General features: G+C 61.0%; 16 protein-coding genes. 11 read left to right on the top strand and 5 right to left on the bottom strand.

All coding sequences use genetic code 11. The features are described from left to right. Positions 1 to 33 precede the first annotated feature (33 nt). The 7 genes from dapD to SJY10_RS01615 all read left to right on the top strand — a co-directional run bounded on the left by dapD (position 34) and on the right by SJY10_RS01615 (position 6,949). Complete coding sequence (gene dapD / locus SJY10_RS01645) at positions 34 to 861, top strand: 2,3,4,5-tetrahydropyridine-2,6-dicarboxylate N-succinyltransferase (RefSeq protein ID WP_386679275.1); 828 nt, start codon at positions 34 to 36, stop codon at positions 859 to 861. After that, positions 861 to 1,151 (top strand): hypothetical protein, encoded by a 291-nt coding sequence (locus SJY10_RS01640; protein ID WP_386679274.1) that lies wholly within the window; start codon positions 861 to 863, stop codon positions 1,149 to 1,151. Before dapD ends, SJY10_RS01640 begins: the two co-directional genes overlap by 1 nt. A 90-nt stretch (positions 1,152 to 1,241) precedes the next feature. After that, complete coding sequence (locus SJY10_RS01635; protein ID WP_386679273.1) at positions 1,242 to 1,490, top strand: GlsB/YeaQ/YmgE family stress response membrane protein; 249 nt, start codon at positions 1,242 to 1,244, stop codon at positions 1,488 to 1,490. Between the two features lie 101 nt (positions 1,491 to 1,591). Then, complete coding sequence (locus SJY10_RS01630) at positions 1,592 to 1,936, top strand: hypothetical protein (protein ID WP_386679272.1); 345 nt, start codon at positions 1,592 to 1,594, stop codon at positions 1,934 to 1,936. 62 nt (positions 1,937 to 1,998) lie between these two features. Then, a complete protein-coding gene (gene dapE / locus SJY10_RS01625) occupies positions 1,999 to 3,147 on the top strand; it encodes a succinyl-diaminopimelate desuccinylase (RefSeq protein WP_386679271.1) in 1,149 nt (382 codons plus the stop codon). 118 nt (positions 3,148 to 3,265) lie between these two features. Further along, complete coding sequence (rnr, locus tag SJY10_RS01620; RefSeq protein ID WP_386679270.1) at positions 3,266 to 5,515, top strand: ribonuclease R; 2,250 nt, start codon at positions 3,266 to 3,268, stop codon at positions 5,513 to 5,515. Between the two features lie 192 nt (positions 5,516 to 5,707). After that, positions 5,708 to 6,949, top strand: a complete 1,242-nt coding sequence (locus SJY10_RS01615; RefSeq protein WP_386679269.1) for a lytic murein transglycosylase — start codon at positions 5,708 to 5,710, stop codon at positions 6,947 to 6,949. Here the strand turns inward: SJY10_RS01615 and SJY10_RS01610 are convergent. The 4 genes from SJY10_RS01610 to ribA all read right to left on the bottom strand — a co-directional run bounded on the left by SJY10_RS01610 (position 6,929) and on the right by ribA (position 9,556). Then, positions 6,929 to 7,393 carry a hypothetical protein gene (locus SJY10_RS01610; RefSeq protein WP_386679268.1) on the bottom strand — a complete coding sequence of 155 codons (465 nt, stop codon included), beginning with the start codon at positions 7,391 to 7,393 and terminating at the stop codon, positions 6,929 to 6,931. The two genes, SJY10_RS01615 and SJY10_RS01610, sit on opposite strands and share 21 nt — an antisense overlap. Continuing rightward, complete coding sequence (locus SJY10_RS01605; protein WP_386679267.1) at positions 7,390 to 7,872, bottom strand: RNA pyrophosphohydrolase; 483 nt, start codon at positions 7,870 to 7,872, stop codon at positions 7,390 to 7,392. The genes SJY10_RS01610 and SJY10_RS01605 overlap by 4 nt, the downstream gene beginning before the upstream one ends. Positions 7,873 to 7,939: 67 nt before the next feature. Further along, the gene (locus tag SJY10_RS01600; RefSeq protein ID WP_386679266.1) at positions 7,940 to 8,434 is read right to left on the bottom strand and encodes a L,D-transpeptidase; all 495 of its coding nucleotides are present in this window, start codon (positions 8,432 to 8,434) and stop codon (positions 7,940 to 7,942) included. Positions 8,435 to 8,485: 51 nt separating this feature from the next. Continuing rightward, the gene (ribA, locus tag SJY10_RS01595; protein ID WP_386679265.1) at positions 8,486 to 9,556 is read right to left on the bottom strand and encodes a GTP cyclohydrolase II; all 1,071 of its coding nucleotides are present in this window, start codon (positions 9,554 to 9,556) and stop codon (positions 8,486 to 8,488) included. Between the two features lie 159 nt (positions 9,557 to 9,715). On the opposite strand from ribA, the gene SJY10_RS01590 reads away from it, so the two are divergent. The 4 genes from SJY10_RS01590 to SJY10_RS01575 all read left to right on the top strand — a co-directional run bounded on the left by SJY10_RS01590 (position 9,716) and on the right by SJY10_RS01575 (position 12,134). Continuing rightward, positions 9,716 to 10,402, top strand: coding sequence for a response regulator transcription factor (locus SJY10_RS01590; protein WP_386679264.1), 687 nt, complete (start codon positions 9,716 to 9,718; stop codon positions 10,400 to 10,402). Between the two features lie 221 nt (positions 10,403 to 10,623). Further along, positions 10,624 to 11,301, top strand: coding sequence for a hypothetical protein (locus SJY10_RS01585; RefSeq protein ID WP_386679263.1), 678 nt, complete (start codon positions 10,624 to 10,626; stop codon positions 11,299 to 11,301). 73 nt (positions 11,302 to 11,374) lie between these two features. Beyond that, on the top strand, positions 11,375 to 11,683 hold the full coding sequence (locus tag SJY10_RS01580; protein WP_386679262.1) for an SH3 domain-containing protein: 309 nt from the start codon (positions 11,375 to 11,377) through the stop codon (positions 11,681 to 11,683). Positions 11,684 to 11,759: 76 nt separating this feature from the next. Beyond that, positions 11,760 to 12,134: a rhodanese-like domain-containing protein gene (locus SJY10_RS01575; RefSeq protein ID WP_386679261.1), complete on the top strand. Its 375-nt coding sequence runs from the start codon at positions 11,760 to 11,762 to the stop codon at positions 12,132 to 12,134. Here SJY10_RS01575 and SJY10_RS01570 read toward each other — a convergent pair. Continuing rightward, a complete protein-coding gene (locus SJY10_RS01570) occupies positions 12,131 to 12,892 on the bottom strand; it encodes a TSUP family transporter (RefSeq protein ID WP_386679260.1) in 762 nt (253 codons plus the stop codon). The two genes, SJY10_RS01575 and SJY10_RS01570, sit on opposite strands and share 4 nt — an antisense overlap. Position 12,893: the final 1 nt, after the last annotated feature.

Genomic DNA, 12,893 nt, shown 5'->3' with positions numbered 1-12,893 from the left:
GCCAACTGTCAGAACCAGCAAAGAGGTCCGCCCATGTCCAACGCCGCCCTGGAAACCGCCATCGAATCCGCATGGGACGCCCGTGATACCATCACCACCGCCACCACAGGCGAAGTGCGCGATGCCATCAATGACACCCTGAACGCCCTCGACTCCGGCAAACTGCGCGTCGCGGAAAAGCAGGACGATGGGTCGTGGCACGTGAACCAGTGGGCGAAAAAGGCGGTCCTGCTGTCCTTCCGTCTGAACGACATGGAGCCGATCCCGGGTGGTCCCGGCGGCACAACGTGGTGGGACAAGGTCCCGTCCAAGTTCGACGGTTGGGGCGAAGCTGAATGGCGCGCCGCAGGCTTCCGTGCTGTTCCTGGCAGCATCGTGCGCCGCTCTGCCTATATTGCGCCCGGCGTGGTTCTGATGCCGTCCTTCGTGAACCTTGGTGCCTATGTCGGCGAAGGTACAATGGTTGACGGCTGGGCCACGGTCGGCAGCTGCGCCCAGATCGGCAAGAACGTCCACCTGTCCGGCGGCGTTGGCATCGGCGGCGTGCTGGAGCCCATGCAGGCTGGCCCCACGATCATCGAAGACAACTGCTTTATCGGTGCCCGTTCCGAAGTCGTCGAAGGCTGCATCATCCGCGAAGGCTCCGTGCTTGGCATGGGCGTCTACATCGGCCAGTCCACCAAGATCGTTGACCGCGAAACCGGCGAAGTCACTTACGGCGAAGTCCCGCCTTATTCCGTCGTCGTCGCAGGCACCATGCCATCCAAGAACGGCATCAACCTGTATTGCGCCGTGATCGTAAAGCGTGTCGACGAACGGACCCGGTCCAAGACCGGCATCAACGAGCTGCTGCGCGACTAATGATCCTAAGCCGCACCTTGGCCCGCCGCACTATCGCGGCCGGGGTGCGGCCTAGCTGGCTTGGCGCTTGGGTGCCGGTCATCTGCGACACTGTCATTCTTCTTGCCTTGCTGATCGGTTCCCTCTGGCTTGGCTACAGCCCGCTGATGGCGCTGCCGATCTGGGCCCGCATCGTCACTCTCTTCGTATTGTTTTTTGCCCCGCTACAACTGGTGCTGATCACGTCCTCCATGTGGGCGACCCGGTCCCGGTGGCAGGATCAGGCACCGCCTCAGCCCGATCCTCACTAGGCAGTCACGCAATCGGGAACCTTTTCCTTGGCTGAGGCGTTCTGTCGCAGAATGCCCCAAAGGGGGCAAAAACGCATAAGGAAGATTAGTATGGGCTGGCTCGCAGCAATTATCGTCGGTGGCATCGCAGGATGGCTTGCTGAACAATTCATGAAATCCAACATGGGCCTGCTGGCCAACATCCTTTTGGGGATCGTCGGCGCAATTGTGTTTAACTTCATTTTCGGCACCCTGCTCGGCCTCTATGCGGCTGGCGCAAGCTTTAGCCTCGGCTACCTGCTAGTTGGCTTTATCGGTGCCTGTATTCTGATCTGGGTGGCCCGGATGGTCCGCCGCTAGGCTACAAGCGACACTTGATCCGGAACGGCGCGCAGCACCTTGCGCGCCGTTTTGCGTTGCGCCGCTTGACAGGTGGTCCCAAAGGCGCGATGCCACGCCGCATGAATAAACGCACGCAACAGGTCTATACCCTCCTTGTCGAAGTCGGCCGCAGCGTCGATGACGGCCTGCCCAAGGATGCCACGGGCGCAGCCTTGATGTGCTACGCCTCTGGCGTGGACGAAGCTGAAGCCGTGCGTGAAACAGTCGCGATCCTGAAACAGGCCGACCTGTCGCCGCTCGATGTGTCCGGCTACGGCACGCTGGACGAACGCCTTGCCGAAGGCCACGATATCGACGACACGGAACGCGCCCTTATGCAGCGGGCCCTGGACGAAAACAGCGTCATCGTTGCGCAGATGACGCCATTTTTCGGCGACGAAGACAGCGACACCCCCGTCCACTAAGCAGCATTTGCATCCCCGGCACCGCGGCGCTACCCCTGTCACAACCGCGACAGGAGCTTGCCATGACCACGCCGATCGACCCCGTAGACCTGACAGCCCGCCTGGTGCGCTGCAACTCCGTTACCCCGGCTGAAGGCGGCGCGCTGGTCCTGCTCGAACAGCTTTTGACGGAAAACGGCTTTGACTGCACCCGCGTCGATCGCGGCGGTATTGCAAACCTTTTCGCCCGATGGGGCCGTAAGGGGGCGAACCGCAGCTTCGGATTTAACGGCCATATCGATGTCGTGCCCATCGGCAACCCTGATGACTGGACCGTCGATCCCTTTGGCGCGGAAATCAAAGACGGCTTCCTCTGGGGCCGCGGCGCCACCGACATGAAATCCGGCGTCGCGGCTTTTGCCGCGGCCGCCTGCGACTTCGTCCAGACAACCCCGCCCGACGGTGCCGTAATCCTCGCCATTACCGGCGATGAAGAGGCGGACGCCCTTGATGGCACCACCGCCTTGCTGGATTGGATGGCCGCCAACAACGAACAAATGACCGACTGCCTTGTGGGCGAGCCGACCAGCCCGAACCACATGGGCGAGGCGATGAAAATCGGCCGCCGCGGATCGATGACAGCATGGTTCACCTTTCAGGGCCAGCAAGGCCATTCCGCCTATCCCCACCGCGCCAAAAATCCCTTGCCCGCCATGGCGCGTCTGATGGACCGTCTGGCTAGCCATACGCTTGACGATGGCACCGACCACTTTGATCCGTCTTCGCTGGCTATCGTCACAATGGACACCGGCAACCCCGCCACCAATGTGATCCCGGCCACCTGCCGCGCTGCCGTTAACATCCGCTTTAACGACGAACACACTGGCGCGGCCCTGACGGACTGGATGCAATCGGAACTGGACACCGTTGCCGCAGACACCGGCATCCGGATCGAGATGAAGATCAAAATCAGCGGCGAAAGCTTCCTGACCCCGCCGGGTGCCCTGTCGGACTTGATCGGCAAGGCGGTCAAAGCGGAAACGGGCAAGACACCGGAACTCTCCACTTCCGGCGGCACGTCTGACGCCCGCTTTGTCAAGGATCACTGCCCGGTCGTCGAATTCGGCCTTGTCGGCAAAACCATGCATATGGTCGATGAAAAGGTCCCCGTCGCCGATATTATCGCCCTCAAATCCATCTACGCCCGCATCCTGCGCGACTACTTCGCCTAGATCTGCTTCATCTGGCGAAAAATACTCCGGGGTCCGGGGCTGGCCCCGGTCCAGGTGCTTGCCGCCCGTGCAACATAAATTATGGGCAGTCATCCCGCGCCGTGCTAGATGCCGAAGCATGACACAGATCCCCTCCAAGACCGACATCCTCGCGTTCATCGCGGATAACCCGACACAGGCGGCAAAGCGCGACATCGCGCGGGCCTTTGGCATTAAAGGGTCCGACCGCGTCCTGCTCAAGCAAGTCCTGCGCGAGATGGAGGCAGATGGCACGCTGACCAAGCGTCGTTCCTCCTACCGCGATGCGCAGAACCTGCCGCCCGTGTCCGTCTTGCAGATCGAGGTGCCGGACGCTGACGGCGATATCTATGCCCGCCCTGTCGACTGGAATGACGCCGCCCCGCCGCCGCGCATCCTGATGATGCTGAAGTCAACCGACCCCGCGCTGGGGGCCGGCGATCGTATTCTGGCACGTCTGACCGCCACACCCGGAGAGCCGCACGCCTATGCCGCGCGGATGATCCGGCGGATTGGGACGAACCCGGAACGTATTCTCGGCGTTTATCGCGCCGGGTCTGACGGCGGGCGGGTCATGCCCATCGACAAGGGCGCTACCAACGAATTCATTATCCCCGCCGGTGCCACCAATGGTGCCAAGGATGGCGAGCTGGTCGAAGCAGAGCAGACCGGACCTAAGGGCCGCATGGGCCTGCCCAAGGCCAAGATTGTCACCCGCCTTGGCGATCCGACCGGTCCGCGTGCCGTCAGCCTGATCGCCATTCACCAACACGGCATCCCCGACCATTTCCCCGATGCTGTCGTGGCAGAGGCGGACGCCGCCAAGCCTGCCAGCATCAAGGGGCGCACCGACCTGCGTCAGATCGACCTGCTGACCATCGACCCTGTCGACGCACGCGACCGCGATGACGCCTGCTATGTCGAGGCGCGTGATGACGGGACATTCACGATCTGGGTCGCGATTGCAGATGTGGCACATTACGTCACCCCGGGGTCAGAGCTGGACCGCGAGGCGCGCAAGCGCGGCAATTCCACATACTTTCCAGACCGTGTCGTGCCTATGCTGCCCGATACGTTGTCCGGCGATCTGTGTTCGCTACATGAAAACGTCGACCGTGCCTGTCTTGCCGTCGCGATAAAGATTGACGGCATGGGCAACAAGATCAGCCATGAATTCCACCGCGGTATCATGAACTCTATCGCCTCTCTCAATTACGAGCAGGCACAGGCGGCGATGGACGGTAACCCCGACGACAAGACTGCACCGCTGGTCGAGACAATCATCAAACCCCTTTACGCTGCCTATGCCGCACTGGCCAAGGCACGGGCCGCGCGGCAGCCGCTGGAACTGGATCTGCCAGAGCGCCGGATCGAGCTGGACGAGGACGGCAAGGTCACGGCGGTGAACTTCAAGGAACGCCTTGATGCGCACCGGTTGATCGAGGAGTTTATGGTTCTGGCCAATGTCTGTGCCGCCGAAACCCTGATTGCCAAGAAAACACCGTTGCTGTTCAGGGTGCACGAAGAACCAAGCCCGACCAAACTGGATGCCCTGCGCGAAGTGGCGGAAAGCTCTGGCCTTGTGTTAGCCAAAGGGCAGGTGCTGAAGACCGCGCATCTGAACCGCTTGCTGGCACAGGCACAGGGCACGGACGCGGACGAGCTGATCAATATCGCGACCCTGCGCAGCATGACGCAGGCCTATTATAATGCCGAAAACTTTGGCCATTTCGGCCTGGCGCTGCTGAACTACGCGCACTTCACCTCTCCAATCCGGCGGTATTCCGACCTGATCGTACACCGCGCCCTGATCGCGGCGCATGGCTGGGGCAAGGACGGCTTGTCGCCATGGGATATCGAACATCTGGACGAAACGGCCAAGCAAATCTCTGACACAGAGCGGCGTTCGATGCTGGCGGAGCGGGATACGACAGACCGTTATCTTGCTGCGTTTCTGTCGGAACATATCGGTGCCGAATTCGGCGGCCGTATTAGCGGGATTGCCAAATTTGGTGTCTTCGTCAAGCTTGACGGCACGGGTGCCGATGGCATGATCCCGATCCGTAATCTGGGGCGTGAGTATTTTCATTACGACGCCGACACCCAGACCCTGACCGGAAGCGAAACGGGCCATACGATTGGTCTGGGCCAACGCGCCCGAGTAAGGCTGGTCGAGGCAGCCCCCGTCACAGGCGGTCTGATCGTAGAGTTGCTGGAACTGGACGGGCGCAGCCAGCCCAAAGGCCCGCCCGCCGGCCGCGGTAAGCCACCGCGGTTCAAACAAGGGTCCGCGAAAAAGAAAAACGTAAAGACAGCGCGCAAAGTCAGCCGGGTGCGCAAGGCACGGTAACCTGTCCTTGGGGCAAGGCTGGGCACCAATTACGGCGGTGGTGCGTGGTGACAGCTGCCTCCGGCGGGAGTTTGTCTGGCCAGATGAACAGGCGGGTGGCGCGAATGCGCCGAGGCTGGATTGCCGGGTTGGATGACAAAGGTGTCGTGTTACGGTTAGCGGCATGATACGAGGCTGACCGGACTAGATTTTATGCGCTTTGCTTTTTTAGTTGCTGTTAGCCTGTCTTCGGCCGCGCAAGCTGCGCCTGACAGTATCCTGCGGCCCGAATTACGGCCGGCGGTGATGTCGGCGCGCACCTATGCAATGGTGTCCGACGCGGGCTTTGATGCCTGGGTCCGGGCGTTCCGGCCGCGGGCCTTAGCTGCGGAAATATTAGCGCCGACCTTTGACGCGGCTTTTGCCGGGGCAGGTTTTATTCCTGACAGTATCGCACTGGACCGTAATCAGGCGGAATTCATTAAGCCATTGGCCGATTATATGGCAACGGCTGCAAGTGATGACCGCGTTGCTACCGGACGCGCGATGTTGGCGCAGCATGGCGACCTGCTGAAACGGATCGAGGCTGCTTACGGTGTCGACCGGCATGTCGTACTGGCCGTCTGGGGGATGGAGAGCAACTTTGGTGCGCGGCGGGGCGATGTGCCGCTGATTTCGACCCTTGCGACGCTGTCGTATGATGGACGGCGCGGGCGGTTCTTTGAGCAGCAATTGATTGCGGCGCTGAAGATATTGCAACGCGGCGACACGGTGCCGCAAAGCATGACTGGCAGCTGGGCGGGGGCAATGGGGCATACCCAGTTCATGCCGACCAGCTACGCCGCCTATGCTGTTGATTTCACCGGCGACGGGCGGCGCGATATCTGGGCCGACGATCCAAGCGATGCGCTGGCGTCAACCGCGGCCTATCTGGCGCATTTTGGCTGGACGCAAGGGCAGCCATGGGGGGTAGAGGTGCGCCTGCCAAATGGTTTCGATTACAGCGCAACGGCGCGCAGTGTGACACAGAGCGCGGGCGACTGGGCGGCGCTTGGCGTAACCTTGCCCGGAGGTGACCCCGTGATGGATAACGGTTTAGCCAGTCTGATCACCCCCACGGGGGCCGGCGGCCCGGCGTTTTTGGTGTACCGCAATTACGATGTCATCGGCCGTTATAACAACGCGGAAGCCTATATCATCGGGGTCGGCCATCTGGGGGACCGCATCCGGGGAATGGGGCCGTTGCAGCACCCTTTTGTCGCGGCAGAGCGGGGCCTGAAACGCGCCGAGCGGGTCGCGCTGCAACAACGCCTGACGGCGGCAGGCTATGATACCGGCGGCGTAGATGGCAAGATTGGCCCGGCTACGCGCCGTGCGATCCGTGCGTTCCAGGCCAGTCGCGGGTTGCCGCAGGATGGCTATGCAGGGGTGAACTTATTGGACCGCCTGCGCTGAACAGGCGCCGCCTTGCATGCAAGTTGTCATACGGTCCAGCGTGGCCTGATCGGGGGCTGTGAAAAGCCAGCTGCTACAAGCGTCGAGCTCGATCACAGGTGTTGCCCCGTCGACCCGTGCAAAGGCAAGAACCGGACCCGATGCGGGCACGCTGCCGCACCAAGGGCCGGCGCAGGTCACCTGCAGGACAACATCGCCGTCATAGGGGGTGGAAAACCCTTCAGCTGTCAGGCCGTGCCCCGTCATGGTGCCAAGCAGTGACACTGGCGTGGTTCCTGACGTCGTGCTGGCCGGAGGGGCGGTCAATATCCCGGTCAGCACCAGATAGGGGAATTTGCTTGCGCTGGCCTGGTCAAAGCTGGCCGCGGCGTCTGGCCGCCTGCAGGACAGGGCGTGCGCCTGGGTTGCAGTCAGGAGCGTGGCGAGGATCAACGGTAATTTCACAGCTTTGCCCCCAGCTCTGCCAGAACCTGTTCGTATACGGCTCGTTTGAATGGAACGATGCTGTCAACCAGCTGGTTCTTGGGTAGCCATTTCCAAGCAGAAAATTCGGGATGTTCTGTCGCGATGTTCACATCGGCATCGGTGCCGTGAAACCGCAGCAGGAACCACTTTTGCTCTTGCCCGCGGTACTTGCCACCCCAGGCCTTGCCGACCAGATCGTGCGGCAGGTCATAGCGGATCAGTCCGCGCGTTTCCGCCTCGACGCTTACCAGCTTTTCGCTGACACCCGTTTCTTCCCACAGCTCGCGCAGGGCGGCGTCGCGGCAGTTTTCCCCGGCATCGACTCCGCCCTGAGGCATCTGCCAAGCGTCGCTGTCACGATCAAGGCGCTGGCCGACAAACACGTGGCCGCGCGGATTGGCCAGCATGACGCCGACGCAGGGACGGTAGGGAAGCTGTTCAATTTGATCTAGGGTCATGAAGTGGCCTTGGGGTTTCATCGCATGGTCCTTTCGTTTGGGCGTGTTTTGCCCCAAAGGTCCAGCGTTAAGCGATAACAAGACGCGTGTTATGCTTAATCTTTGGTGCAATCCAGTGCAGATGGGCGCGCGACAAAGCCACACAGCCTGCAGTGGGTCGCCCCTTGCCGCGCCACTGGTGAACGAAAATCGCCGATCCGCGCCCTTTGACCGCATAGGGCCAGTTCCAGTCGGTTATAATGACTAGGTCATACATCGGATCAGCGCGGCGCAGATCTTCGTGGCTCATGTCATGCGGTGCGCGCACCATCATGTTGTAATCGACGTCGCGTACATCATCGGACCACAGATCACCGGGCCGGATCGGGACGGCCCAATCGGCGGGCTGCGCGATGCGGTCAGGACGATAAAGCATGCCGACAATCCGGTGCACCCCGCGCGGGGTCGCGCCGTCGCCTTCGACCTTGCGAGTCGTAAATCCGCCGCGCCCGATTGTGCACGGGAACGTCCGCCCTAAAAACCGCAGATGCGTTGGCGTCACAACCAGATCAGTGCTTTTCACCGCAGCCCCCCTTCATCTGGCAAAATAAACTCCCCGCGGAGCGTCCCAAGGTCATAGCAAATGCCCGGACTTCGCGGCCTTTGTCGCCAGATAGGCATGGTTATGCGCATTTTCCCCGACCTTCAGCGGGACGCGTTCAACGACCGACACGCCAGAGGCTTCCATGCGGGCAATCTTTGCCGGATTGTTTGTCAGCAGGCGCACGGCGTTAAAGCCCATCTGTTTCAGGATCGCGGCACCGATACGGAAATCGCGTTCGTCGTCGTGAAATCCAAGGCGGTGGTTTGCCTCTACCGTGTCAAAGCCCTGATCCTGCAGGGCATAGGCTCGCATCTTGTTGGCAAGTCCGATACCGCGCCCCTCTTGGTTCAGATAAAGCAGCACTCCGTGGCCCTCTGCTCCCATTTGTGCCAGCGCACCGCGCAGTTGCGGACCGCAGTCGCATTTCAGTGACCCCAGCAGATCGCCGGTAAAACAGGCGGAATGCAGCCGCGCGAGCACGGGTTTGCTACGGTCAGGCTGGCCGATTTCGACCGCGTAATGTTCCTCGCCGCCATCGTCCGGGCGAAAGACGTGCAGGCGCCCCGCCTCGGACACAGAGATGGGCAGGCGAGCGCTGACGATCCCGTGCAGGGGCGACATTTCGGTTTTGCGTATGGCGGCAGCGTCGACCATGGTCAGGCCGTGTTCGGTTGCGAAACCTGCGGTATCCTCCAATGGCACGATAACGGCTGCGGGCAGCAGGCGGGCGGATTTGCACAGGATCACTGCCGCGCGGGCAAGGTCAGCACCGCCGGTGCGCAGGGCGCGCAGGGGGCCTTTCATCGGGCTGCGCAGATCGTCGGCGGGATTGGCAAGCGCTGTCACCCAGCGGGCGTCGGCATCCGCTGGCAAAGCGATGCGGGCGACGTCGCCGTCATAGGCCGCAACCTTTAACGTCTGCGCGCGCCAGTCGGTAATAGCGACGGCGGCCCCCATGCTGTGAAGCAGGGACAAACGCGCGGGTTGCAATGTTTCAGCGGCAAGCATGACGCCCATGTCTGCCACGACGACAGGCACCCCCATGCGCAGGTCGGCGCGGGCGCGGGCCAGTCGTTCGGTGTCGTCAGGTGCGAAGCCCATTCGTAAAAACCTTTGCGATTTGTCCGACGGAGTTAGCGCATCCGGGCGTTTAATGTAATAATTGTAAATGTAATCACACGTCCGTGTGAACCTTTTGCAGCACAGCTTGTTGAATTCGTGTGTCCATCACATGTGTTGTGAATGAAATTGGAGGGTACTATGGCCCAGTTGAAAAAAATCCTGCTGGTAGATGACGACGACGATCTGCGCGAAGCGCTGGGCGAGCAGCTGTTGTTGACCGAAGATTTTGATGTGTTCGAAGCCGATGACGGTGCCTCGGCCATGACAAAGGTCAAGGAACAGCTTTACGACCTGATCATCCTTGATGTGGGTTTGCCCGATACAGACGGGCGCGAGCTGTGCCGCCTGATGCGCAAGCAGGGCGTGAAATGTCCGATCCTGATGCTGACGGCGCAGGATAGCGATGCAGATACGATTTACGGTCTGGATGCCGGTGCCAACGACTATGTATCCAAACCGTTCAAGTTTCCTGTGCTGCTGGCACGGATCCGCAGCCAGCTGCGCACTCACGAACAGTCAGAGGATGCGGTATTCCAGCTGGGGCCGTATACGTTCCGCCCGGCGCAAAAGATGTTGGTGACCGAGGACGAAAAGAAGGTCCGCCTGACGGAAAAGGAAACCAATATCCTTAAGTTTCTGTACCGCGCAGCAGATGGCGTTGTCGCCCGCGATGTGCTGCTGCACGAGGTTTGGGGCTACAACGCGGGCGTCACAACGCACACGCTGGAAACGCATATTTACCGTCTGCGCCAAAAGATAGAGCCTGATCCGTCCAATGCACGGTTGCTGGTCACGGAACAGGGAGGTTACCGGTTAGTCGCATAGATTGCCGGGAACCAAACCTGTTTAATGGTGTTGTAGCACTGAAATCCCGCGCCACCGGGTAATGTGGCACCCTCCCTGTTGGACTAGCCCGGACCTTGTGTCCGGGCTTTTTTTTGACCTGCATAGGCCGCGGTGCGGAAACGCATTGTGGAATAAAATTTACTATGTCGCGGGCCCTGGGCCGTCTATCGTTCGGGCAATTTAACATAGGAATTGCATTGATGTTGCGAACCATGACTTTGCCTGTTTTAGCGTTGCTTTCTGCCTGCGGCGGCGCGGGGACACCTGTGACGCAGGCACCGACCGGGCTGGATGCGCAGATCGCGGCGGGGGAACGGTTGGTTAACCGGCTAGACGGGGTCGCGGCGACGCAGTTTACGGCTATGCCGACGACAGGCCAGGCGACCTTTACGGGGGTGGCGAATCTGTTCATTGATCCGGTGATTGCGACGGATGCGGATGATATTGTCGTGCTTGGTGATCTGACGACGACGGCGAATTTCGACACCGGCGTCATGCGCGGCCGCATCGACAATCTGAACGGTGCCACGGGATTTACGGCAAGCGGCTATCGCGAAATCCCCGTTGACGGCGTGTTGCAGATCGGCGGGCGCGAGTCAGTTATCGGCAATGATGTGGATGACAACCGCACGAACCGGCCCAATGATTTCTATGTGGACTATCAAGGCGATATCACCCTGCCTGATGGCACCTATGCGGTCGATGGCACGTTGGATGGCCAATTCCTTGGCACCCGGACAGCAGAGGGTGTGTTTCCAATTCGCGGCCTGTCCGGCAGCGGCGAAGGGGTCGCATCACGCGGGGTCGAAGGAACGGCTGGCTTTACAGAGTATTCTGCGGACCTTGATATCATCGCAGAGGCACCCGGCCGCCCGTGATCCGGCGCCCGGTTTCGCCAAGGGGGCAGGTTTGCTAGGGTGGTGCCGAGGCGAATAAAAACAGGATCACGCGATGCGCGGCTTAACATTTTCTTTTCTTATGGCGGTCAGTCTGGCGGCGTGTAGCAGCAGTGCAGTGGATGCACCACTGGGCGGGCTGGGGCGGTATCAGGTCACAGGGGTTGAAGACGACGACGACATGCTGAAAATGCGGGCAGGTCCGGGGACGGGGTATATCATCGTGCTTGGGCTACCGAATGGCACCTCTGTCTGGGTTGATAGCTGTCAGCCGTCAGGCAACACCAGTTGGTGCAAGGTCACGCTGGGCGGGCCGGGCGGCGTGTCCGGCTATGTGTCAAAGGCGTATCTGAAGGCGGTTTAATATTTCTTTGCGGCGCTTAACCTCTGCGCGGGGCGCACTAGGTTAAGCGTGGAACGTCACTCGAAAGGACCCCGCCATGAAAACGGCCAAAGATTATCTGGATGCTGCGAACGCTGTCGTGACCCGCATCCCGACCGAAGATGCGATCAAGCTGCACGGCACCGACGACGGCATCTGGATTGATGTGCGCGACAGCAGCGATATTGCCAAAACCGGCACGATCAAAGGCGCACAGCGGTTGCCGCGCGGCTTTCTGGAATTTGCCGCCGATCCGGCGTCGCAATACCACAAGGATTTCATGCAGCCCGGCAACAAGTATTATCTGGTTTGCGGTGCGGGCGGTCAGGCGGCCCTAGCAGGTAAGACACTGAAAGATATGGGTTATACCGATGTCACCAATGTCGGCGGTGTGCCGGATTGGAAAAACGCTGGTGGCCCTGTCGAAGATTAAGTCCAGATTTGCCACAGCAGCCGCACCGCAAGCGCGGTCGCGGCTGTCACCAGCACCGGTTTGATCAGGCGCGAACCGACCCGCATCGCCAGCTTTGATCCGACCCAAGCGCCTGCGACCTGCGCGGCCCCCATCGCCAGACCCACGGCCCACCAGGGCTGCGCGACAAGCGCATAGGTGGCGATGCCGCCAAGGTTGGACGCGAAGTTCAGCAGCTTGGTATGGGCCGTGGCGCGCAAGACGCCGTAGCCAGCCAGCGCGACAAACCCCAACATATAAAACGCCCCGGCACCTGGCCCGATCAGCCCGTCATAGAAGGCTACCAGCGGAACGATGGTCAGGGCAAAGACCCCCGGCGCAAGGCGCTGGGCGCGGTCGACGTCGTTCAGGCCCGGTTTCAGGGCAAAGAACAGCGCGATGCCGATCAGCAGGACGGGCAGGCCAAGGCGGATGACATCCGTCGGCAGATGCGACGTCAGCAATGCGCCTGCGATGGCGGCGACGAAGGCGATCAGGGCAGGCTTGATCTGTTTGCGCAGGTCGACGTGACCGCCGCGCGCATAGGCGATCGCGGCCATGCCTGCGCCAAAGACGCCCTGCACCTTGTTCGTGGCAATGGCCGTGACTGGGGGCGCGCCGGCCAGCACCAGCACGGGCAGTGTGATCAGCCCGCCGCCGCCGGCGATAGAATCGACAACGCCCGCGACAAAGGCGGCAAGCATGAGAAGTGCGACAATGTCGCCTGTGACCTCGAACATC

Origin of the sequence: Loktanella sp. R86503 (assembly GCF_042466455.1) — a bacterium.
GTDB lineage: Bacteria > Pseudomonadota > Alphaproteobacteria > Rhodobacterales > Rhodobacteraceae > Loktanella.
This window is presented reverse-complemented; position numbering and strand designations above follow the sequence as displayed.